This is a genomic window from Spirosoma pollinicola, assembly GCF_002831565.1.
Lineage (GTDB): Bacteria > Bacteroidota > Bacteroidia > Cytophagales > Spirosomataceae > Spirosoma > Spirosoma pollinicola.
Genome location: NZ_CP025096.1, coordinates 2,621,616 through 2,644,119 on the forward strand (window position 1 = coordinate 2,621,616; position 22,504 = coordinate 2,644,119).

Here is a 22,504-nt window from a genome sequence, read left to right on the forward strand (position 1 = left end):
AAACGCCCCCTAATGTTTGCATAAGGGGGCGTTTAATGAAATTTAGGCTAATAAACGTGATACCATCTATTGATGGTCGTCAGGGTTATTTAAGTGACTATGTTTGCGGCTGTACAGGAAGTACACAACGAGTCCAAGCGAACACCAGATAAGGAAGGAAATTTTGGTATCTGTCCGAAGGTTGTACATCAGGTACAGGTTGGCACAAATACCCAGTGTAGCCACAACAGGTAGAGCGGGTGTTTTGTAAGGACGTTCCAGGTTTGGCTCCCGAACGCGCAACAGCCACACAGCACCGCAAATCATAGCAAACGCCAGCAGCGTTCCCGATGAACATAACTCAGATACCTTGTCGATTGGGGTTAGAGCCGCAACGACCGAAACAATCGCACCGACCAGAATCGTACTCTTCCAGGGTGTTTTGAACGTTGGGTGAATAGATCCAAACAGGTTTTTTGGTAATAAACCATCTTTGGCCATGCCCAGGAAAATGCGTGTCTGGCCGAGCATCATTACTAGCATTACCGATGTCAAACCGGCAATGGCTGCAATCGTAATCAGGTAAACAGCCCATGTCAGACCCTGATCGGCAAACGCCTGCGCTACCGGCGCTTTCAAATCCAGTGCGTCATAACGAACCATACCTGTCAATACAAGGGAAACCAGGATGTAAAGGACAGTGCAAATGATAAGCGATGCGATAATGGCAAAAGGAACGTCTTTCTTTGGATTGATAGCTTCGCCAGCTTGCGTCGAAACGGCGTCGAAACCGATGTAAGCGAAGAACACAATACCAGCCGCCGTTACAATACCATTGAAGCCGTAGTGTTGTTGACCACCTGCATCCATTACCGGTGCCGGAATGAACGGTGTCCAGTTCGCAACATCAACATAAAATGAACCGGCGATGATAACGAAAATAACCGTTGCTACTTTCAGGATCACGATAGCGTTGTTGGTACTTGCGGCTTCTTTGATGCCTTTAACCAGTACATACGTCACGCACCAGACGATCAGGAAAGCAGGCAGGTTAACGGCAAAGGCAAAATCAGGAACATTCTCGCCAGCGGCCCGTAGTTTCTCCGCTTTTTCTTGGGCTGTAACGGGATCGTTCATCAGCCAGATTGGCGGATTGATACCCACTAAGTGAAGTAATTTCTCGAAATATCCAGACCAACTTACCGCTACTGTGGTGGCACCCATCATGTATTCTAGGATCAGGTTCCAGCCGATAAGCCAGGCAAAAATTTCGCCCACTGTACCGTATGAGTATGCATACGCTGAGCCTTCTACCGGTAGGATAGAGGCAAACTCGGCGTAACAAAGGGCGGCAAATGCACAAGCAACCCCTGCCATCACAAACGCCAGTGCCAGAGCAGGCCCCGCCCATTCGTTGGCCGCTATACCGGTAAGTACGAATACGCCCCCTCCAATAACAGCGCCAATACCAAGCGAGGTCAGCGACCAGCGAGTTAGTACACGCTTAAGTTCACTCTTTTTCATGTCGGCTTCATAAGCCGCCAGAGGCTTCTTGCGCCAGACACTGGTATCAATTGGTTTTAGTTTGGTTTCCATGCAGGAAGAATTAGAGTTTGGTGAAAGTGCTGTTTGGGGAAAGATTGTTGAGCATTTAGGCGAAATATACGAAATTAAATGAGCGAAAGAATGAAAGAGTGAAAGAGCGCGAAAAACGGTTAACAGGGTTTCGCTCTTTCACTCTTTCATTCTTTCGCTCATTTAATTACGATTGCGAAGGCCGGATCAGCGGCTTTTTGTCCTTCTTTTCTTTCTTCGTTGTAAACTCTTCCGGCGTAGCAGGTGCTGCGCTCGTAAAGTCGGCCGGGATAGCGTCGAAACCAGTTTTCTTTTCAGCAGCCGCAATAACGGTTGGTGTAATGGCTTCTTTCTCCTGAGCACTGGTCAGTGAGTCAACCACAATCGGTGTAGCAACGAACAGCGACGAATAGGTACCCACGATAACCCCGATCAGCATGGCGAAGGAGAAACCACGAATCGTTTCACCACCGAAGATGAAGAGGACTAATAACACAAGAATCGTAGAGAAACCCGTTACGGCCGTACGGCTCAGCGTGCTGTTCAGCGCATTGTTAATGATCGTTGCAATCGGCTCTTTCTTGCCTTTGTTCTCCGCCAGATACTCGCGAACCCGGTCAAATACGACAACGGTGTCGTTCATGGAGTATCCCATAATCGTGAGCAAGGCACCTACAAAGGCCTGGTCAACGTCCAGCGAGAAAGGTAAGATCCCGTTGAAAATCGAGAAAATAGCCAGAATAATCAATACATCGTGGAACATAGCCACAACCGCGCCATAACCAAAAGCCAACTTCTTGAATCGTATCAGGATATAAACAAACACAACGGCCACAGCCAATAGAATAGACCACAACGCCGATGTCAGCAAGTCGTAAGCGATTGTCGGTCCAACTTTCTGCGAACTTTCGATTTTTGCTGGATTGCCTTTAATACTGCTAAGACCCTGATAAACGACTGCTTCCGCTTTTTTATCAGCACCCTGCGAGTTGTCATCAACCAGGTATGGCGTTGTTACTTTCACCTGATTGGCACCGATACCCGTACCACCGTAGGTTTTTACCTCGGGCGAAGAGCCAAGTACTGCTTCCAGCGAATTACGAACATCGTCGGTACTAACCGCTTTCTCAAAGCGAATTACATATGAGCGGCCACCTTTGAAGTCAACACCCAGACCAAAACCTCTGAAAACAGCTGAAATGATACCCAGACCAATAATTACCGATGAAACGGTATAGTATAGTTTTCGACGGGATACGAAATCGAAATCAGAATCGGCAAACAGGTTTTTGGCCCAGGAAGAGCTAAACGACAGCGTCTTACCATTGCGGATGTAGTATTCCAGTAACAGACGTGTAATGAAGATAGCTGCGAATAACGATGTCAGGATACCGATTATCAGTGTTGTTGCAAAGCCCAGAATCAAGCCTGTACCGAAAATAAATAGAACAATACCCGTTAGGAAGGTCGTTACGTTCGAGTCAATAATTGAGGAAAGCGCATTCTGGAAACCATCCGAAACGGCCTGTTTGAACGTCTTACCCAATGCCAGCTCTTCTTTGATACGTTCGAAAATCAGTACGTTCGCATCTACGGCCATACCAATCGACAGTACGATACCGGCAATACCCGGCATGGTTAGTACCGCACCCAATGAAGCCATAACGCCCATCAGGAAGAACAGGTTGACAATCAGGGCAATGTCGGCAATCAGACCCGCGCGATTGTAATAGAACACCACAAAAGCCAGTACCAACAAAATACCGATGATCGACGAGAGTACACCCGCGCTAACGGCTTCTGAACCCAGCGTAGCACCCACCACATTTTCTTCAACAATGTTGGTCGGCGCAGGCAGTTTACCGGCCTTCAGCACGTTGGCCATGTCTTTGGTTTCTTCTACAGTGAAGTTACCCGAAATGCTCGACCGGCCATTAGGGATCTCGTTCTGTACGTTTGGCGCTGTATAAACCAGGTTATCCAGCAGGATAGCTACCGGACGACCTACGTTGGCAGCGGTCAGGTTTTTCCATTTACGGGCACCTTCGGGATTCATGTTCATCGTCACTTCAGGACGGCCACGGTCATCGTAGTCGTTCGACGCTTCGGTAATCACATCGCCTTCGAGTGGAGCACGACCACCGGCTTTTTTCAGGAAATAGATCGACAGGATTTCTTTGCCGTCGGTTGCTTTGAACGTCTTACGATCCCAGGCAAACATGACGTCAGCAGGGAACAGACCTTTTACTTCGGGGGCGTTCAAAACGGCATTCGCACGGGCGGTATCTTTCAAATAAACACCCAGTTGATCCTGTCCAACGGGTAAAAAGAGTTGGGTTAGCGCTGTACCTTGTGCAGCAGCAGCACTCGTGTCGTTTTTAGCTGTCGAATCTTTCTTGCTGCCCTGTGCCAGTTGCGACTCAAGGCTGGATGTTCCTTTTGCGGCTGTTCCGGCGGCAGGAGCCGTAGTTTTCAGAGCGGCTTTGCGAGCGGCTTCCTGGCTTAACAGATAAGCACCCATGCCTTCGAGAGCTGGAGCCAGTTCGCTTAGGCGATACACTTCGGTAAATTCGAGTTTGGCGGCACCAGTCAACAGACGACGAATACGATCCGGATTATCAACACCCGGTAATTCGATCTGGATACGACCCGACCCCGGCAAGCGCTGGATGTTTGGGTTGGCAACACCAAACTTATCGACCCGTGCCTGAATGATCTGAAACGCACGTGTGGTAGCACCGTTTACTTCGTCGTTAAGCAATTTCCGAACCTCGGTATCGGTAGACTGGTAGTTGATTTTGCCCCGGTTGGCACTGGTCGCAAATACGGTTGCCAGTTTAGTGTCTGGAGAAATTTTGCTGAACGCACTAGCGAACAGGTCGACAAAGCTGGTATTACTTGATTTCTGATCTTCAACGGCCTGTTTCAGCGCCTGATTGAATTTAGGGTCGCGGTTGTTGCCCGACAGACTGCGAAGAATGTCGGCAGGCGACACTTCAAGAACAACGTGCATACCACCTTGAAGGTCAAGGCCAAGGCCAAGTTCGCGCTCGGTAACTTCTTGCAGTGTACTGCCAAGGTAAACAGGCTCTTTCCAGAGCGAATCGAGGTAATGTTGTTTTTTCGCTCGATCAACTACGCCCTGCTTGGTTGTCGCGTACGCTTCGGCATCGGCCTTTATGCCCCGCGAGACAAATGTAAACGACAGGAAGTAAATGCAGATGGCTGCAATAACGCCTGTCAGAATGAGAATTCCGGTTCTGTTTTGCATTGGGATACACAGGCTGATGCCCGTGATTTGGCTATAAATTACTAAGGGTGATTAACGAATGGAGTCAGCTCCTGGCGGGCATTGACTCAATGAAAGGAACAGGCAGGCTACTGCGTAGACGCAAATTACAGCCTAAGCAAGTCATTAGGGGGCATTTGTGGCAATATGATGCCCAAATACGTGCTTGAAATACGAAAAATAGAAATGCGGGAGTGTAAAGAAGCGAAGCAGCGGAACGCTTAGCAACAATAAAATCAGAAGCGTTGGCGCTGGTAACAGAAAGGCCGTTTGGCCTGACTCGCCCAGTTGAATTGCGGGTGTCACAACGGCTTCAAACTCAGCCGCGCTTAGTTTGGCCGCTGATGGTACATCCGTTGCTTTACCTGATTTGGCCTGTTCGGTAATAGACTTATGCGCTGCCGGTATCTTTGCCTGAGTCACATTGCCACGGCCCCAAGCAGCTGTAAACAGCAGCAGGGTAGCCAGTGCAAAACTGGAAAGGCGTTGTATGACACGGGTTTGCTTCATATTATTCCTTAGCGGATGACAAATTTCGTACCAATTCCGGAGGAATGCAAATGGATAAGACAGGTTTTAAAGATGAAGCAAGGTATCAATCGAATGACTAAATGGATTTTGATGGTTCGGTAATTGAACACGCTACCAGAGACTATCAGTTGGTGGTTCTCTCATAGACGATCTTATCCGTTGCTACAGGCTAAGGCATATCAGACGGGTTTGTCTAAAACGTGTTTCATCAATCAGTAAACTGACTGGATTATAGCGAAACGTATCTAGTTCTTCAAGGCGGGTTAACATTTAAGAATAAATCTGGTTTTTTGTCTGTACTGCATACGGATAACCAACTGAAAGCATGAAAGAGTTTATCGTAAAACGGGAAATTCGAATCAAGGCAAAACCTGTTGAAGTCTGGAACGCTTTGACCAATCCAGAGAAAACGAAACACTATTTTTTTAACTGTGAAGTTTATTCTGATTGGGAGGTTGGTAGTACTATACGTTTTACCGGACGAATTTTCCTGATTAAAAAAATTGAGCTTACAGGTCAAATCATAAAAATTGAGCCAAACAAGCTATTAAAATATACCTTGACGAATGGAGATAGCGCGGATGAGCTGGATAATTTTTCAACGGTAACCGATGAACTAAGGTATGAAAATGGCGAAACTATACTGACCATTACCGACGACGTTGGGCAAGGAGAAGGGGCCGAAGAACGATATGAACGATCAGAAAAAGGCTGGGACAACATATTGAAAGGATTGAAAGAATTGGTGGAAACAGACAAAAAAGAATAATCTGCTACCTTGCGCCTATGAATCTACACGAGTTTATTCAGTTGGCCCTTGCCGAAGATGTCGGCGACGGCGACCATACTTCCTTATCGACAATTCCGGCTGATGCACAGAAACGTGCCCGGCTGTTGGTTAAAGAGCCGGGTATTCTGGCAGGTGTTGAGGTGGCTCAAGCCATCTTCGCTGAAGTTGATCCGGCCTTTGTGGTAGATGTACTTCTACACGATGGTGCCAGTATCAAACCCGGCGATGTGGTGCTGACCGTTAGCGGTAATGCCCGTAACATCCTTACTGCTGAGCGGCTGGTGCTGAACTGTATGCAACGCATGAGCGGCATTGCTACCCACACCCGCGAGTTAGTCAACTTGCTGGAGGGTACACGGGCAAAATTGCTGGATACCCGTAAAACCACGCCTAACTTCCGTATCTGCGAGAAAATGGCGACTAAAATCGGGGGGGCAGTCAACCACCGGTTCGGCCTTTACGATATGATTTTGATCAAAGACAATCACGTCGATTATGCCGGGAGTATTGAAGCGGCTATTACTAAAGCCGTTACCTATTTGAAGGAAACCGGTCGCCAATTGCGCATTGAGGTAGAAACCCGGAACCGGGCCGAAGTGGAAGAGGTGCTTCGGGTAGGTCAAGTCGATGTCGTTTTGTTAGATAATTTCGCACCTGAAGGCATTCGCGAGATGGTTCGGCTTATCAACGGCAAGTTCGTAACCGAAGCTTCGGGTGGTATTGACGAAACCAATTTGCGGGCCTATGCCGAAACGGGTGTTGACTTCATCTCATCAGGAGCCCTGACCCACCAGATCAAAAGTCTCGATTTAAGTTTAAAGGCATACTAACGGTAAATTTGGAGGTGTCAAACGCTGTAAAAAGCAGTCAAACGCCATATCTTTGAGATATGGCGTTTGACTGCTTTTTACAGCGTTTGACACCTCCAAATTTACCGGTCAGGATTCTCATCAATGCCCAACCTGGGTAACGCAGGGTTCAATACACGCGGAACGACTTTAATACGAAAGACCCGTGTGCCCGCCACGTTGAAATCACATCCATAAAATCCGCGTTGCTTCACGCCCCTGTATACGGCGGTGTAATTAATTTTGGGTGGCCAGTTATTCAGCGCCAGCTCGGCCGTAATGGCATCCACCGCTTTCCGAAGATTTGAGAAGTAAATGACGGTTGGCTCACGCTGCCGTAAAGCTGACAAGGAGCCGACATGTTGAATCGTAACCTCATAGATAATGCGGCCACTTAACCTTAAAATGGGTCCTTTTGGTGTGTTTTCTGTTAAATCATTCATACGTATCAATAATACGAAAAACTATGCGACTATTTTTCAAGACATAAACTATTTTAGCTCGACTGCCGTTTTACCTATAATTGCATCAAGCACACCGCCCGACCGTTGAAAAACGGTCGGGCGTTTTTGTTATAAAACAGATTTTTTGACTAAGTCTGTAGCAAAAAAAGCGTCGACCTGACAGGCCGACGCTTTTTTATGATGAGTGCTTCTCGCTTACTTTTTGTACATCACAGCTTCTACAGCTTGTAACGTCCGTTTCACGTTTGGCAAAATCGCTTCAATGAGTGTAGGCGCATAAGGCAACGGTAAGTCCATGCTGTTGACCCGTATTACCGGCGAATCCAGATAGTCGAACGCGTTGCGTTGAATATTATAAGTCAACTCCGACGAGATAGCCGCCAGTGGCCATGCTTCTTCAACAATAACACACCGGTTCGTTTTCTTCACCGAGTTGATAATGGTAGCATAGTCGATTGGGCGAACTGAGCGTAGGTCGATAACCTCAGCCGAAACGCCTTTTTTGGCTAATTCATCGGCGGCCTGAAGAGCCACTTTCATGATTTTGCCAAACGACACAATCGTTACATCGTTCCCTTCCCGAACTACATTCGCAAGGCCGATCGGGATCAGGTATTCTTCTTCCGGAACCTGGCCTTTGTCGCCGTACATTAACTCCGACTCCATAAAAATAACGGGGTCGTTGTCGCGAATACACGATTTGAGGAGGCCTTTGGCATCGTAAGGATTCGACGGCACGACCACTTTCAGGCCTGAAGTGTTGGCAAACCAGTTCTCGAAGTTCTGCGAGTGCTGCGAAGACAGCATCCCGGCATTACCCGTTGGTCCGCGAAACACGATGGGGCAAGAGTACTGACCGCCCGACATCGACATAATTTTAGCCGCCGAGTTGATGACCTGGTCAATCGCAACGAGCGAAAAGTTAAAGGTCATAAATTCGATGATTGGCCGCAGTCCATTGATGGCTGAACCAACGCCAATACCGGCGAAACCAAGTTCGGCAATAGGGGTATCAATAACCCGCTCCGGTCCAAATTCATCCAGCATTCCCTGACTGACTTTGTAGGCTCCGTTGTATTCGGCGACTTCTTCGCCCATCAGATATACTTTCGGATCCCGGCGCATTTCTTCCGTCATGGCCTCCCGCAGGGCTTCACGGAATTGTATTTCTCTCATAATGAGTGCGTTGATTGCGTTTGGTTGCTCATTCGGACTAGTTTGGTACCTGAATGAGATGGCAGAAAACCGACCAAAATTAGGCAAAATGCCCTGATTCATCAAATAGCAGTTACCCGCTTCTTTTAATACCTGTTTTATGGGTGCTTCTTCCAGACTTAGATAGGCACTTCGTCCGAAGAAAATAATGCTTATAGATGCAACATGTTGCGTCTTTCATTCATCCTTGATAGCAGAAGTTCGCCAGCCGTTAGTCAATAGAAATCGGGCATTGGTCGAAATGTTAAATTTCCATAACGACATATATCCTTGCTTTGCAGACATATAGCTTTGCATCATATTACTCTTCGACCTTGCCCTTTGTTATGAAAAACTTATTCCTGATTTTGTTCTTATTGCCCTCTTTTCTGGCGTTTGCCCAAACACCCCCCGGTCGTATCAGCGGTACGCTTACCGATTCGACCACAACGAAGCCCGTTCCTTTTGCAACAGTTGCTATCCAAACGCTGGATAATAAGCTTATTAATGGGATAACCACCGATGATAAAGGTGCTTTTATGCTTGATAAAATCGCTTTGGGTACTTACAAAGTGGTCATTTCGTTTGTCGGTTATCGAACGAAAACACTTGATAAAATAGCTCTCACCCCCGAAAAACCTGTTATCGATTTAAAACAAATCACGTTTTCTTCCGACAGCCGAAGCCTGAATCAGGTTGATGTAGTTGCGCAAAAGGCACTGGTGGAGGACAAAGGCGACCGGCTGGTATACAACGCTGAAAAAGATGTGTCGAATACCGGCGGAACTGCCGCCGATGTGCTAAGGAAAGTACCCATGCTGACCGTTGATCTGGACGGGAACCTGAAAATGCGCGGGAGCGGCAACATTAAAGTGTTGGTAAATGGAAAGCCATCCAGCATTATGGCCCGTAATCTGGCCGATGCTCTGAAACAGATGCCTGCCAACATTATTAAATCGGTGGAGGTCATTACCAGCCCCGGCGCCAAATATGACGCCGAAGGCTCGGCGGGTGTGATTAACATTATTACCAAAAAAGCCATCAAAGGCACCAATGGAACGGTTAACCTAACAGCGGGTAATATGAACCGTTCGCTGGGTGGCAACCTCAACATGAAAGGTAAAAAACTTGGCCTTGCTATTTCGCTCAATGGGTATCAATACCGAAATATTGGCGAAACATCCAGCACCCGTACGGCGCTGACCGAAGCTGGAGAACCATCCAGTATCTTACAGCAAAGTACCTACCGCGATAACACGGGCACAGGTGGCTATGGCGAAATGAGTCTCGACTACGACCCGGATTCTACAAACCGTATTAATTTTTCGGCTAACGCCTGGGGTGGAAACTTTCCAATGAACAGCACGCTGGATAGTCGCCTGACTAGTCCGCAGGGCGGGGTGTTGCAGGCGTATCACCGCGATATTCAGTTTCGGAATCCGTACGGTAATACGGAGTTTAATCTCGGCTGGACCAAATCATTTAAGAAACCCGGACGCGAATTTTCCGTATTGACTCAATACGCCCGGATGCCTGATAATTATTATTACACGATCCGGCAAACGAGTATGCAGTCTGAAGTGCCGACCTATCTGGAACGCAGTACTAACCTGAGCCGGAACAATGAATACACCTTCCAGGCAGATTATACGCACCCGTTTACGGCCCGCACGAAACATGACACGCTTAATTTTAAATTCGAAGCCGGGGCTAAAACCATTCTGCGCGGTATAGGCAGCGAGTTTGTCGTTGAACAAGCAACCACCGGCCTCGACGCCGATTATATGGTTGACCCGACTCGCTCGAATGATTTCACGTATGATCAGCGGGTTGTGTCAGGGTACACCTCGTTCAAAATGGATACAAAACGCAAATGGAATCTAACGGCGGGGGCTCGCCTGGAGCATACCAGCATTCAGGGCGATTTTGTGTCGACCCAGAGCGCCTTTAGCAGTCAATATCAGAATTTGATTCCAAGTTTTACGATCGCGAAGACACTTAAAGATAAGCACACATTTAAGGTAAGTTACACCCAACGGATTTCACGGCCACTGATCTGGTATCTGAATCCGTTTCGTAACTCCAGCGACCCAAAGAATATTCAGACAGGAAACCCCTTCCTGAATCCCGAGTTAACCCACGCTACCGAATTGTCGTACAGCACTTTTGGCAAAGAAGGTGCCTCATTTAATGCCGCCCTGTTTTGGCGGCAGACCAATAATTCGATTGAGTGGCTATCAACGGTCGATGAGCAGGGTGTGGCCGTGTCTACTCCTCAGAATATTGGTCGCAATGCCAGCTACGGTGCTAACCTGAACCTGTCCCTTCAACCCAACAAGAATTTTAACTTTAGCCTGGGGACAGATATCACCTATGTCGACTTGACAAGCGTTGCGCTTAACCAACGGACAAATGGATGGGTCTGGAGCGTTAGTCCCAATGCATCCTATAAATTGCCTAAAGACGTTACCCTGCAAGCCAACGGCTATGTTGGCTCGGGCTGGATATCGTTGCAGAGCCGTAACTCGGGCTGGTATTATTACGGTTTATCGGCGAAGAAAGAGATGATGGATAAGAAAATCAGTCTGACATTAAACCTCAATAATCCCTTTAACCGGAGTGTACGGATAACCGGGAATCAATTTGCGCCCACCTTCACGGCCCAAAATACATCACTATTTGTCAACCGCTCGGTACGGTTAACGCTGAGCTATAAATTTGGCCAAATGAGTTCAGGTGGTAAACAGAGTAAGAAAATTCGGAATGATGATAGTAAAGGGGGTGGGCAATAGTGGCTGGTCCAAATACGCTATTGTAACATCTGCCGACTTTCGTCAAGCAAGGACCGCTTTTGGTCAATGGACAAGCTAAGCGGCAGTTGTGCGGCCCCGATTAGTCGACGCATAATTTCGACACCCGTAAACCGTTGCCGCAGCGTTTCGTCGAAACCAGCTGGTTTTAGATAGCTGGTCAACACGGTATCTAAAGTCGTTGATGGTTGTTGGGCTATCATCAAATGGGCGATCAGCACACCCAAATCAAACTCAGCGGGGCCGTAGAAACAAAAACCGGGGTCAATTAATTTGATATGACCCTGTTGAGTTTGCAGCCAGCTTCCGGGATGGAAATCGCCATGCAGGAGCGTTTTTGTTGAGGCTGCCTGGTAGGATTGTCCGGATTGGGCAGGAAAACTATCTGCCAGATACACTTGCCCCAACTGACGAACTACTTTTTTTAGTGCCATATCCCGTTTATAGGGGAGGGCTAGTTCGGCCAAACCCGGCTGCACGGTGTCAAGATCGACACTGTTAGCCTGCAAAAAAGGGAAGCTGAAAATTTTTTCATGATTCAACAGCCGCATATCGGGATTGGCAAAGATTGGGTCAGGAACCTGAGTGGTAAAATGATAATGTAGTTCAGACAGGTAGTTGGTCAGCGTTAGCGTATCGGCTTCTGATAAAAATTGATCGGGTTCATAGAGAAACGTATAGTCTCGTACGTTCCCCAGATCTTCAAGGACAAGAATATTATTTTCACGGTCAACGCCCATCAATAAAGGCATCGCACTCGCCAACATAGGAATAGGCTGGATTTCCTGGTAAAAGCGCCCTTCAATAACGGCCCGGTTAGCCGGTGCTGCCAGAGCAGGGTTGGCTTCAAAATACTCTCTGGATTGTTTGATGATTAGCGACCGAAAAGGAGTCGTTACCCGAATGGTGTAATTTAGATTTTCTTTGCCGGGTGTTTCGACAGATGAGATAATTTCCTGATTATCAAGCCAACCAAGTCGGCGCAAGTAGTCTTGTAGGGTAGGCAGTTGTTGAGTATCCAGGTGCATAATCAGTATGCAGTTGAGTTATAGGCTGTGTTAATCTACAAACTATACAGCACTAATGCACACCTTTTTAACGCACGACCGCCAATTTACCCACCAATCCTTCCGAGCCATCCGTTTTAACGACCACGACTAAATAGATGCCCGTTTCGGCCATACGACCCCGGTAGTCCCGAAGATTCCATGTGGCCGTACCTCCCTGCGACCGGGTTTCGTAGACCAGTTGCCCGCCCGCATCAAAGATTTTTACTGTTATATTATCAAGCAAGCCATTGATACCCACGGTACCCGTAAAATCGGGTCGCACCGGGTTTGGGAAGATAGTGAGTTGACTAAGGGTTTCGGCTGGTTCGGTGGCTGGCCCCTGGTAGGAGACCAGGCCGCGAGGCTGGTCAGCGGTTCCGGTTCCTACGAATACCTTTCCACTTGTGGGCTCGATTGCCAATGTCTGAACCGTATTGTTAGGCAAAGGACTATTTTCTGCGGTAAATGTATCGAGCAACTGTGAGCCGTCGGGAGCCACATGATACAGGCCGCTGCGTGTGCCAATCCATTTTCGATTTCCGCCGTCAACGGCAATGGACGTAATAAGCTCATTTGCCAATAGCCGACGCCGGTTTAACAGGGGTGGTTGCGCGTCGATGCTCCCGTCAAATACCCCGGCCGGATTATCGAATACGGTTGGACCAAGATCGGTACCAACCCAGATTGCGCCATTTCGGTCTTTTACCAAAGCGCGGATGCTATTGGTTAACAAACCTCCCTGACCGGAAATGGTGCCTAAAGCAAGACTTCGATTGGCCTGAGGGTCAAAAACGAGCAAACCGCCACCAAGGTCGGGCCGGAGCCATAAAAAACCAGTATCGTCGGGCACAATCTGGACGATGTTCGTTTGGCTAATAGCCGGAAACGATTGAAACTGCCCATCGGCCCGACGTACGTGCAGGGTAGCCTGCTGCGTATTGGCGCGCCCGGTGGTTAGCCATAAATTTCCGTTAGTATCCGTTGCTAAACTGGTAATAAACGGGCTGATTGTAGCTGGTAAGGTTACGAGTGTGAGCGTTTGCCCGTCGGTCTGGCTCCAGAGACCTCCACCAAAATTGCCCAGATACAGTTTTTGTTCTGCCGGGGAGTAAGCCGCCGAATTAAATCCGCGCGTTATTCCGGTTGTTGAACTGGTTGTCCAGCGTTGGTTAGGTACGGAAAACAGATCGACGGGCGACTGATTAGCCGCAAGCGTAGTTGTTTCCTGCGGACCATTTGGTAAAGCCACCACCGTTTGTGGGTACGCGTATACTTGAGCAAACTGGTCGCGTGTTGGCCCTTCGGGGGCAATACGCTGAAAAGTGCCGGAGTTGGTAGTCAACAAACCATTCTGCGTATCCGCGACCCAAAGCGTATTCCCATCGGCAACAACCTCGCGTGGATCGGTCAGTAGTAAGCCGGTGAATGTGCCCGTTCCATCTAGTGTTATGGCCTGATTTGTCGCTAAAATTAGGCTCGATGGTCCCGTAAATTGCCTGATAATTGGATTTGTGAGCGATTGCGTGAGCACCCATCGGCCTTGTTGTCGCTCATAAATTCCCTGCCCATTGACCGTTGCGGATAATCGCCCCAGATTAACCGCAATCGACTCGGTTTGCAGGCCGGGGGCGGTAACGAGTTTCCAGTTTGCAGGGTCAACAATATTGACATTGGTTGCGAAACGAATTGCCCGAAGCCGTCGTCCGGACTCGGTCTGAACGAGAGGGGCGGTTAGCGCATAGAGACTATCGGTAGTAGCGGCTGTCTGAAAAATGGGCAGCGGTGTGCCATCTGCCCGTTGACTGAAATACGTATCCCGAATTTCGTCTTTTACTAAATCCAGCACAACAAGACCGAAATCGGTGCTGAGGTAGGCTGTCGTTCCAATGCGGTTGATGTGATTAATTCCTCGTGCACTGGGTAGTGATGAGGCTGTTACAATCGTATTGATATTGGTAACGGAACCTGGTTCACCCGTGCTAGTAAGGTTCAGAAGGTCAAGATTGCCGCTTCGATAGGCAATGAGCATCCTTTTCTGATCGGCGAGGTAGAGCAATCGACTGATGCCAACGCCACTCAAACCCTGTTCTTTGCCAACGGTTGTGGTTTCATGGGTGGTTTTGTCGTAATAGAAAAAACCATTTTGAGTAGACGCGTAAACGATGTTGCCAACAACAGCCACCGATTGCCCTGACTGATAACTAACGTGCGTTTGCCAAATCCCAATCTGGGCGAATGAGGAATGGTGAATGATGAATGGTAAGAATAGAGCGAATAAGTAATACCATAAGATTGACGGTAATCTCTTCCACACTACCCTTTTTTTAAATAAATATTTATTACAAATCATACATCATACATCATACATCATACATCATTATTTACGTCCTCATACGCCCATTCTTTCTGTCCGGCGTTGTCGCCAAGGTTAAAACACCGTCGGCAGCGGGCTTCGTAGCTATCGGTTTCGCCTAAAAGCACACGGTCCTTTGAGGGTACCAGCCGATAGGAGTATTGAGCTATATCGCCACAAATCACGCAAATGGCATGAACTTTAGTGACATATTCTGCGATACTCATTAGTTGAGGCATACACCCAAACGGCTGCCCGGAAAAGTCCATATCCAGCCCGGCAACAATAACGCGTTTGCCCTGATTGGCCAGCGAATTACAGGCATCCAGGATGTCTTTATCGAAAAACTGGGCCTCATCTATGCCAACCACATCACAATTACCGGCTAAGGTTAACATTTGGCTCGCTGTTTGTATAGGGATAGAATGAATTGTTAGCGCTGAGTGTGAAACGATATTTTCTTCGTGATAGCGCGTATCCAGGGCAGGTTTAAAAATTCTGACGTTCAGCTTCGCAATTCGGGCACGAGTAAGCCGACGGATCAACTCTTCAGTCTTACCCGAGAACATCGAGCCACAAATAAGTTCAATCCAGCCAGTACGCAGATGGGGCGGTTCGCGTCGTCGGGAAGGTTCAATAAACATATTGGGTTGGTCGGTAAAATAGACTATACAGGCAGGCCCCAAAATAATTAACGGTTTACCATGACAAATCGAAATGAATATTGTTTCATTTATCCACACGGTTTGCCCGTTGTGGGATTAAATCATGGTGCGCAGCCCGCTGCATTTGATTTCTTCATTGACAACAATCGGTTTGTAGCCGAAAGTTATATATTTACAAAACAAAGGCTTTTCCTAATGTCGAACAAGTTTAACGCCAACGCCCTTACGGAATACAGTAAATCCTATGCCCGTCGAATCGCATCGGATTTTTACCAGCAACATGCATCCATCAATGGCCAGCAGATTCTATCACTGACGCCTATTAATCAGATTAATCTATTCATAATTAGTAGTTTATCCGACAAATGGCAGGCCGATGCAGCGAAATTTCGCAGTCCTTATTTCGACTTCAAAGATGCCGACGTTGAAGAAGCTTTACGAAATTTTATGAACGTGGTATCGCAGCATATTTCGGTTCGGAGGGAACATCTCGAACCGTTATTAGCCGATGCCACGCGCCGGGCTATCATCATGATTTTCGATCCTCGGGCTTATTTCGATGACATGCTGCGCAGCCAGCCCGAGTTTACACTTACAGCCGACGTACTCAGGCAAATGGTGCGATACACGAAAATTAACCAGTTTATTCCGACGCACATCATGCAGCGAATGAACGGTAAACCGTTCGTGTATGTCAATCAGGCGTTGGGTTTTCTGGACGAAGCGTTGACGCAACGGGGTCACGATCTGGAGCATTACGATAAATTCGTGGCTCTATTCTCGGAGAAACTCCCTATGGATGTGTCGGCTCTACTACGGAGCCATGTTCCCGACACAATTCCTGGGACGCCTTTGCGGTCTTTTTTCGATACCGCTACCGAAACCAGCATTCCTCCAGCGCCCTTAGTGGCTACGGAAAGCGTAACGCTCGACTTAGAACAGGCCAACCCGTTACCTGTTCCGGTACAGGAATATCCTGCAAGTTCAGGTTTTGAGCATGCAACCGACAATTCAATCTCGGGCGGTGCTTTGTTTCTCAAGGATAGTGCCGGGCCGGACCCTGTTTCGCCCAGTAGCCAGCCATCACAGGTGGAGGTCAACGACATAGCGCGGGCAGTTGTAACAGAAATGTCAGCACCCGAGATTTCTATTGACACGCAGCCCACGTTGAACGATACATTACGGGAAAGTACGCCAGATGAACCCGCTACGGTAGCCGAAACATTCAACCGCGCACCCATCGAGAGCGTGGCCCGTAGTATTTCGCTGAACCAGAAATTTCGATTTATCAACCAATTGTTCAACGGGAACGCCAGTGCTTATAATCAGGCCGTTGAAGAAATTGATACCCTGAATAACTACGGTCAGGCGCTTGATTTGATCTCTTACCGCTATGCTTCGCAGTATCTGTGGGATATGAGTAGCGACGAGGTTAGTGAATTGGTTGAGATTCTAAAACGCAGGTTTGCGTAAAAATTTTTAGTATGATTTGTTTCCTCAGCTATGAACCACAAAGGTGGTTCATAGCTGAGGAATTTTTTATCCTTATGCGGTATGTATCCCTTTGTTGATTAGTGTATCTTTTGCGATGTGTATTCGTCTAACATCTTGTTAAGTTCACTTGACTGAGACGGGTTTTGCGAATCGTTTATGTATTTACACTTTTAGGATGGCTATCTTTTGGACCTGTTTTTGCTCAAACCGGTAGCCTTTCGTATCGAAACATCGACCAATCGGCCGATGCCATAAGCAAGCATTTGCAGGATCTTTTTCCCGTACAAACCGAAGGCATCGATTATCAAGCGGTCTACGATGCCCTAACGCAACTCTACGCTAATCCGCTCGACCTGAATGCTGCCACCCGCGACGAACTCGAAGCCACCTACCTTCTTTCCCAAAGGCAGTTGAGTAGTCTGGCAGCTTACCGCACTGAATTCGGCGATTTGTTATCGATTTATGAACTTCAGGCTATACCTGATTTTGACTTGTCGACGATTCGGCGATTGCTGCCGTTTATGACAGTGGCCGGTAGTAAAGGGCTGTTCGGCGCGATGGCCACACCAACAGACAATTACCTGATCGTGCGCTATGAACAGCTTCTTGAACAACAAAAGGGCTTTTCTGAAGCCATGCCAGATAAGAAAGGGAGCTTCCCAACCCGGTATATGGGTGGCCCCGGCCAGTGGTATGTTCGTTATCGATATAGTCGCCCACGGGCGTTTAGCATTGGGTTAACGATGGAGAAAGACCCTGGTGAAACTATGGGATGGCAACCAGCATCACGCCGATATGGTATCGATTACGTGTCGTTTCATGCGCAGATACAAAACCGGGGTAAGTGGCGAACGATAGTGATTGGTGATTATCAACTGCAAACAGGGCAGGGGCTGGTGCTGTCGGCGGGTTTTGTGCTGGGTAAGAGTTCCGAAACCGTACAAACCGTTCGTCGCCCTACGCTGGGTGCCCGGCCTTTTACATCACTTACGGAGTACGGTTATTTTCGGGGAGCCACCGCTACATATGCCATACGTCCAACGCTCGACTTAACCCTTCTGGTGGCCCGTAACCGGCGCGATGCCAATACATCCACCGATAGTTCAGATGTTGGCACGGTTGCTACCTCCCTGCAAACATCAGGATTGCACCGCACGCCATCTGAACTCGACGATCAGGGTAGTTTACTGGAAACCACCGTTGGAGCACACTTGCTCTATCATAATCGCCAGCAAGCTCAACTTGGTCTAACGGTTCTGCAAACTACCTTCGATACATTCTTACAACGACGTGATCTGCCCTATAACCAGTATGAATTTACCGGGAAGCACAACCTTGTTGTGGGCGTTCATGGTGGGTATATCCGGCATAACTGGAATCTCTTTGCTGAGTTAGCCCGCAGCGGTGGCTCGGCAACGAATTCGGGCGGGGTGGGTGCCGTGGGCGGGGCGCTGGTTAGCCTGTCGAAAACGGTTGATTTATCCGTTGCCCTACGGCATTATGACCGCAATTTTCATAGTTTTTATAGTAATGGATTTAGCGAAGGCACACGCACAATTAACGAATCAGGGGCGTATCTGGGACTAAAATACACGGTTTATCGAAAGGTGACGTTGGGTGGTTTTGTTGACTATTTCAACTTCCCGTGGTTGAAGTACTTGATAGATAAACCATCGAAAGGATTTGATTACTTGCTACAGGCACGCTACACTCCGAATCGAAAAACTACTTTTTATGCGGTTTATCATGAGGAGCATAAGCAAAAAAACCTCACTATTGGTAAAGACAAAGCGGTGGTTGGGACAACACGTCGGAGTTATTTACTAAATGCTGAGTATTCACCCCTGCGCCGACTATCGTTACGGTCGAGAGTGCAATGGAGTGGCTTTCGTTACGCCGGGCTATCGCTTTCGCGCGGTTTTGCCATTGTGCAGGATGCTACACTGGATTTCAGGCGGCTGAGTCTGAGCGGGCGGGTGGCCCTGTTCAGTACGGATGATTACGATAGCCGGCAATATGTTTACGAGCGCGATGTGCTCAATGCGTTTTCGTTCCCGGCCTACTTTGATCGGGGCGTTCGACATTATATACTGGCGCAGTATAACCTGAGCCGGCATTTGGATGTCTGGGTTCGCTGGGCCAGAACCGGCCTCACAAATCAGGATACGGTTGGGTCCGGTCTTGATCAGATCGATGCGTCCCACAAGTCAGAAGTAAAGGTTCAGGCCCGATGGCGCTTCTGAGCAAACCATTTTCGAAAGTAGTATCTTTACAAAGACGAACGATTGTGACGTTGGGTAGTAGTCCTATTTACTAATCAAATCAGTTTCGTTCTGACCTATCTGCAAACCAGCAACGTTTTATGGGCTTAATCAAACCAATCGGCACCCTTGACCGAAACATCTCGAAGACAGAAATTGTCAAATTAGCCAATGATCACGCGCACCAGATAATCGAGAGTGGCACCTACGACTTACTCAAGACCTACGTCGAGATGAAGCGGTATGAGTTGTACATAAAAACTATTATCAACAAACTCAAAGCAATTTCGACTTTGCAGGCTCAGGTGATGCGTGAAGACGATCAAAATCCGGTTCAGGCTGGAGAAATCGGCTCTCCACAAGCCAATCTGTCTACCCTAACCCCATTAGACAGCGACGAGAATTATGTTGATGAACAGGCTGTGGTACGTAAAAATACCATTCATTATGCCAGTGCCAGCGTTCAGATTACGAAGAAAAAGGTCTATGATTTTACACAGGATGCCGAGTGGCAACGCTTAACCACCAGTATCACCCAGTTGAAAGCGGAACTGAAACAGCGTGAAGAGTTTCTGAAAAACCAGGCAGATACACCCGTTCAACAAAGCGAGAATATTATGATACGGCTTTAAGCTTACCCCTTCGACATTTCACGAATCAGCTTATTCGCGTTAATAAACTCGTTTAGTTCTTTTACATGCGATTCTGTGAGCGTGTCGCTATTGCCCTCCCAGAGTTTATTGCCTTCGTAGAGGAACATAATTTTCTCGCCAATCTCCATCATCGAGTTCATGTCGTGCGTAATCACCACAGTCGTGATCTGAAACTCATCGGTAATTTCTGAAATGAGCTGATCGATCTTGATCGACGTTAAGGGGTCAAGGCCAGAGTTTGGCTCATCGCAGAACAAATACTTCGGGTTCAACACAATGGCACGGGCAATACCAACTCGTTTTTTCATTCCCCCACTAATTTCCGACGGCATCCGGTCGCCTGCATTTTCCAGCCCGACACGACGAAGGCATTCCTGCGCCCGGTCCACTTTTTCGCTTTCCGATTGTTCGGTGAGCATATCGAGCGGAAAGCGAACATTTTCCAGTACAGTCTTCGAGTCGAATAAGGCCGATCCCTGGAAAAGGACCCCCATCTCGCGTCGAATCGCTTTTTGTTCGTTCAGATTACTGGTCAGGAAGTTACGGCCATCGTACGTCACCTCCCCTGAATCGGGGGTGATCAAGCCAATCATGCATTTCAGTAATACACTTTTACCGGTGCCGCTACCACCAATAATCAGGCTCGTATCTCCCGGTTTGAAGCTACCGTCGATACCCGCCAGTACTTGTCGGCCGTTGAATGATTTCGTTATGTTTTTAATGTCTATCATAATAAAGAGCGAAAGAGCGAAAGAGCGAAAGAGTGGTAGGCGAATTAACGTTCGCTCATTCACTCTTTCGCTCTTCCACCTTTATTTACGTGAGTAATAACTGCGTCAGAACGAAGTCGGCGGCTACGATGGCGATGCAACTGTTTGTAACGGCGGAGGTTGACGCTGCTCCTACTTCAAGGGCTCCACCGCTCACGTTATAGCCCTGATAGGCCGAAATGGTCGAAATGAGAAAGGCAAATACGGTTGTCTTAATGAGGGCGAACGCAATGCCAAACGGTTTGTAGTCGAAGCGTAGACCAGAAATATAGTCTTCCGATGAAATTACCCCCGCCAGCGTTCCGGCGATATAACCGCCCAGAATAGCCAGAAAGGCGGCCATGATGACCAGAAGCGGAAACATCAGGACCGAGGCTATTACTTTGGGCAGAATAAGATAAGAACTTGAGTTAATGCCCATCACTTCCAGCGCATCGACCTGCTCGGTAATACGCATAGTACCTAGCTCACTGGCAATGTTTGACCCAACTTTACCCGCCAGTACAATACACGACAGCGTTGGGGCCAATTCCAGAATAGAACTGTCGCGCACGATGAGGGCAATTATATATTTTGGTACAAAGGGGTTTGTCAGGTTATAAGCCGTCTGGACACAGGTAACGGCACCGATAAATATATTGACCAGAGCAACGATAAAAATAGACCCGACGCCAATTGACGTACATTCATTCAGAATGAGGCCCATATAAACGCTGAGTTTTTCCCGATTGCGGAAGAGGGTGCCTAAAAAAATAAAGTAACTGCCTATTCGTGACATAAAAGCGTGTAGAAAAACATTTGGATCAATAAGTAGAGATCCTGTTAGTATCCATTCGGGAGAACCGCCATAAAGATAGAATGGTTTCTAACGTAACTTGCGGCATAACTTATCCTGTTCTTAACTGGTTTTTAAAATGAAGATGGGGTGGCTTTTAGAGGCTAACACAGATTCGATTTAGTCTATGAATTCATTGATTGTTGTAACTGGTGGTTCTAAAGGAATTGGCCGAGCTATTGCCAACCGATTTGTGGCCGAAGGATTCGATGCAGTTGTTTGCGCCCGTTCTGTTGACGGTATCCATGAGCCGGGATTGTTGCCCATTGCCGCCGACCTTTCCACCCGCGCCGGTGTCAATACCCTGCTTGACTACATTCAGTCGCTGAATCGGCCTGTCGATGTGCTGGTCAACAATACCGGCATATTTCATCCGGGCCAGATTCACAACGAAGCCGAAGGTACGTTTGAACAACTTATGAACACGAACGTAGCCAGTGCTTACCACCTCACCCGTGGGCTGGTAGGCGATATGATTACCCGTCGGAAGGGGCATATCTTTATGATGTGTTCTACGGCCAGTATAACGGCCTATACCAATGGGGGCTCGTATTGCATCTCCAAATTTGCGCTACTCGGTATGAGTCGCGTTCTGCGTGAAGAATTAAAGCCGCATGATGTAAAAGTGACGGCTATATTGCCTGGGGCCACCCTTACGGATAGCTGGGCGGGTTCGGGTTTGCCCGAAGAACGCTTTTTAAAGCCCGACGATGTGGCCAACAGTGCCTGGGCAGCTTATTCATTATCGAAAAGTGCAGTGCTGGAAGAAATACTTATCCGGCCGCAATTGGGGGATATTTAGAACCAATAGAGGCCCGATTTTGTCGGTAAACCAAATGGCCTGTTGGTAACAAATGCCTAACGACTACTGACTTTTTGTATCTTGCGTCCGATTTATCTATTCCTGACCTGCTAACTGTTCACAACTAACTGACTATTATTAC

17 protein-coding genes are annotated in these 22,504 nt (G+C 47.9%); 7 read left to right on the forward strand and 10 right to left on the reverse strand.

The genetic code is table 11. The annotated features are described in order from the left end of the window. Positions 1–66: 66 nt before the first annotated feature. The 3 genes from CWM47_RS11080 to CWM47_RS11090 all read right to left on the reverse strand — a co-directional run bounded on the left by CWM47_RS11080 (position 67) and on the right by CWM47_RS11090 (position 5,353). Positions 67–1,575, reverse strand: a complete 1,509-nt coding sequence (locus CWM47_RS11080) for an APC family permease (protein ID WP_100988037.1) — start codon at positions 1,573–1,575, stop codon at positions 67–69. 166 nt (positions 1,576–1,741) lie between these two features. Further along, positions 1,742–4,825: a protein translocase subunit SecDF gene (gene secDF / locus CWM47_RS11085; protein WP_100988038.1), complete on the reverse strand. Its 3,084-nt coding sequence runs from the start codon at positions 4,823–4,825 to the stop codon at positions 1,742–1,744. A 144-nt stretch (positions 4,826–4,969) separates the two neighbouring features. Continuing rightward, complete coding sequence (locus CWM47_RS11090; RefSeq protein WP_100988039.1) at positions 4,970–5,353, reverse strand: hypothetical protein; 384 nt, start codon at positions 5,351–5,353, stop codon at positions 4,970–4,972. A 346-nt stretch (positions 5,354–5,699) separates the two neighbouring features. Between CWM47_RS11090 and CWM47_RS11095 the strand changes: the two genes are divergently transcribed. Both CWM47_RS11095 and nadC read left to right on the forward strand, forming a co-directional pair. Continuing rightward, on the forward strand, positions 5,700–6,143 hold the full coding sequence (locus tag CWM47_RS11095) for an SRPBCC domain-containing protein (protein WP_100988040.1): 444 nt from the start codon (positions 5,700–5,702) through the stop codon (positions 6,141–6,143). Positions 6,144–6,160: 17 nt separating this feature from the next. Next, complete coding sequence (nadC, locus tag CWM47_RS11100) at positions 6,161–6,994, forward strand: carboxylating nicotinate-nucleotide diphosphorylase (RefSeq protein ID WP_100988041.1); 834 nt, start codon at positions 6,161–6,163, stop codon at positions 6,992–6,994. Positions 6,995–7,095: 101 nt separating this feature from the next. Here the strand turns inward: nadC and CWM47_RS11105 are convergent, their stop codons facing one another. Beyond that, entirely contained in the window at positions 7,096–7,455 is a 360-nt protein-coding gene (locus CWM47_RS11105) for a hypothetical protein (RefSeq protein ID WP_100988042.1), read from the reverse strand. A gap of 216 nt (positions 7,456–7,671) precedes the next feature. Beyond that, positions 7,672–8,754 (reverse strand): pyruvate dehydrogenase complex E1 component subunit beta, encoded by a 1,083-nt coding sequence (locus CWM47_RS11110; protein WP_262512010.1) that lies wholly within the window; start codon positions 8,752–8,754, stop codon positions 7,672–7,674. Between the two features lie 263 nt (positions 8,755–9,017). On the opposite strand from CWM47_RS11110, the gene CWM47_RS11115 reads away from it, so the two are divergent. After that, positions 9,018–11,462 (forward strand): TonB-dependent receptor domain-containing protein, encoded by a 2,445-nt coding sequence (locus CWM47_RS11115; protein ID WP_100988043.1) that lies wholly within the window; start codon positions 9,018–9,020, stop codon positions 11,460–11,462. Between the two features lie 17 nt (positions 11,463–11,479). Here the strand turns inward: CWM47_RS11115 and CWM47_RS11120 are convergent, their stop codons facing one another. The 3 genes from CWM47_RS11120 to CWM47_RS11130 all read right to left on the reverse strand — a co-directional run bounded on the left by CWM47_RS11120 (position 11,480) and on the right by CWM47_RS11130 (position 15,526). Beyond that, on the reverse strand, positions 11,480–12,508 hold the full coding sequence (locus CWM47_RS11120; protein ID WP_100988044.1) for a phosphotransferase: 1,029 nt from the start codon (positions 12,506–12,508) through the stop codon (positions 11,480–11,482). 67 nt (positions 12,509–12,575) lie between these two features. Then, the gene (gene porZ / locus CWM47_RS11125) at positions 12,576–14,843 is read right to left on the reverse strand and encodes a type IX secretion system anionic LPS delivery protein PorZ (RefSeq protein ID WP_240625842.1); all 2,268 of its coding nucleotides are present in this window, start codon (positions 14,841–14,843) and stop codon (positions 12,576–12,578) included. Positions 14,844–14,896: 53 nt separating this feature from the next. Then, complete coding sequence (locus CWM47_RS11130; RefSeq protein ID WP_100988046.1) at positions 14,897–15,526, reverse strand: thymidine kinase; 630 nt, start codon at positions 15,524–15,526, stop codon at positions 14,897–14,899. Between the two features lie 216 nt (positions 15,527–15,742). Between CWM47_RS11130 and CWM47_RS11135 the strand changes: the two genes are divergently transcribed. The 3 genes from CWM47_RS11135 to CWM47_RS11145 all read left to right on the forward strand — a co-directional run bounded on the left by CWM47_RS11135 (position 15,743) and on the right by CWM47_RS11145 (position 19,934). Further along, positions 15,743–17,020, forward strand: a complete 1,278-nt coding sequence (locus CWM47_RS11135) for a hypothetical protein (RefSeq protein WP_100993833.1) — start codon at positions 15,743–15,745, stop codon at positions 17,018–17,020. Positions 17,021–17,184: 164 nt separating this feature from the next. Further along, positions 17,185–19,284 (forward strand): ComEA family DNA-binding protein, encoded by a 2,100-nt coding sequence (locus tag CWM47_RS11140; RefSeq protein ID WP_100988047.1) that lies wholly within the window; start codon positions 17,185–17,187, stop codon positions 19,282–19,284. Between the two features lie 119 nt (positions 19,285–19,403). Further along, complete coding sequence (locus CWM47_RS11145) at positions 19,404–19,934, forward strand: hypothetical protein (protein WP_100988048.1); 531 nt, start codon at positions 19,404–19,406, stop codon at positions 19,932–19,934. Between the two features lie 2 nt (positions 19,935–19,936). Here the strand turns inward: CWM47_RS11145 and CWM47_RS11150 are convergent, their stop codons facing one another. Both CWM47_RS11150 and CWM47_RS11155 read right to left on the reverse strand, forming a co-directional pair. Next, positions 19,937–20,686, reverse strand: coding sequence for an ABC transporter ATP-binding protein (locus CWM47_RS11150; RefSeq protein ID WP_100988049.1), 750 nt, complete (start codon positions 20,684–20,686; stop codon positions 19,937–19,939). Positions 20,687–20,771: 85 nt separating this feature from the next. Then, positions 20,772–21,503: an MlaE family ABC transporter permease gene (locus CWM47_RS11155; RefSeq protein WP_100988050.1), complete on the reverse strand. Its 732-nt coding sequence runs from the start codon at positions 21,501–21,503 to the stop codon at positions 20,772–20,774. A 184-nt stretch (positions 21,504–21,687) separates the two neighbouring features. On the opposite strand from CWM47_RS11155, the gene CWM47_RS11160 reads away from it, so the two are divergent. Continuing rightward, positions 21,688–22,362, forward strand: a complete 675-nt coding sequence (locus CWM47_RS11160) for an SDR family oxidoreductase (RefSeq protein WP_100988051.1) — start codon at positions 21,688–21,690, stop codon at positions 22,360–22,362. Positions 22,363–22,504: the final 142 nt, after the last annotated feature.

What these genes read in the sequence shown, in the direction of transcription:
- CWM47_RS11080 (WP_100988037.1), bottom strand. Translation starts at nt 1,575, where the DNA reads ATGGAAACCAAACTAAAACCAATTGATACCAGTGTCTGGCGCAAGAAG.
- secDF (WP_100988038.1), bottom strand. Translation starts at nt 4,825, where the DNA reads ATGCAAAACAGAACCGGAATTCTCATTCTGACAGGCGTTATTGCAGCC.
- CWM47_RS11090 (WP_100988039.1), bottom strand. Translation starts at nt 5,353, where the DNA reads ATGAAGCAAACCCGTGTCATACAACGCCTTTCCAGTTTTGCACTGGCT.
- CWM47_RS11095 (WP_100988040.1), top strand. Translation starts at nt 5,700, where the DNA reads ATGAAAGAGTTTATCGTAAAACGGGAAATTCGAATCAAGGCAAAACCT.
- nadC (WP_100988041.1), top strand. Translation starts at nt 6,161, where the DNA reads ATGAATCTACACGAGTTTATTCAGTTGGCCCTTGCCGAAGATGTCGGC.
- CWM47_RS11105 (WP_100988042.1), bottom strand. Translation starts at nt 7,455, where the DNA reads ATGAATGATTTAACAGAAAACACACCAAAAGGACCCATTTTAAGGTTA.
- CWM47_RS11110 (WP_262512010.1), bottom strand. Translation starts at nt 8,754, where the DNA reads ATGAATCAGGGCATTTTGCCTAATTTTGGTCGGTTTTCTGCCATCTCA.
- CWM47_RS11115 (WP_100988043.1), top strand. Translation starts at nt 9,018, where the DNA reads ATGAAAAACTTATTCCTGATTTTGTTCTTATTGCCCTCTTTTCTGGCG.
- CWM47_RS11120 (WP_100988044.1), bottom strand. Translation starts at nt 12,508, where the DNA reads ATGCACCTGGATACTCAACAACTGCCTACCCTACAAGACTACTTGCGC.
- CWM47_RS11130 (WP_100988046.1), bottom strand. Translation starts at nt 15,526, where the DNA reads ATGTTTATTGAACCTTCCCGACGACGCGAACCGCCCCATCTGCGTACT.
- CWM47_RS11135 (WP_100993833.1), top strand. Translation starts at nt 15,743, where the DNA reads ATGTCGAACAAGTTTAACGCCAACGCCCTTACGGAATACAGTAAATCC.
- CWM47_RS11145 (WP_100988048.1), top strand. Translation starts at nt 19,404, where the DNA reads ATGGGCTTAATCAAACCAATCGGCACCCTTGACCGAAACATCTCGAAG.
- CWM47_RS11150 (WP_100988049.1), bottom strand. Translation starts at nt 20,686, where the DNA reads ATGATAGACATTAAAAACATAACGAAATCATTCAACGGCCGACAAGTA.
- CWM47_RS11155 (WP_100988050.1), bottom strand. Translation starts at nt 21,503, where the DNA reads ATGTCACGAATAGGCAGTTACTTTATTTTTTTAGGCACCCTCTTCCGC.
- CWM47_RS11160 (WP_100988051.1), top strand. Translation starts at nt 21,688, where the DNA reads ATGAATTCATTGATTGTTGTAACTGGTGGTTCTAAAGGAATTGGCCGA.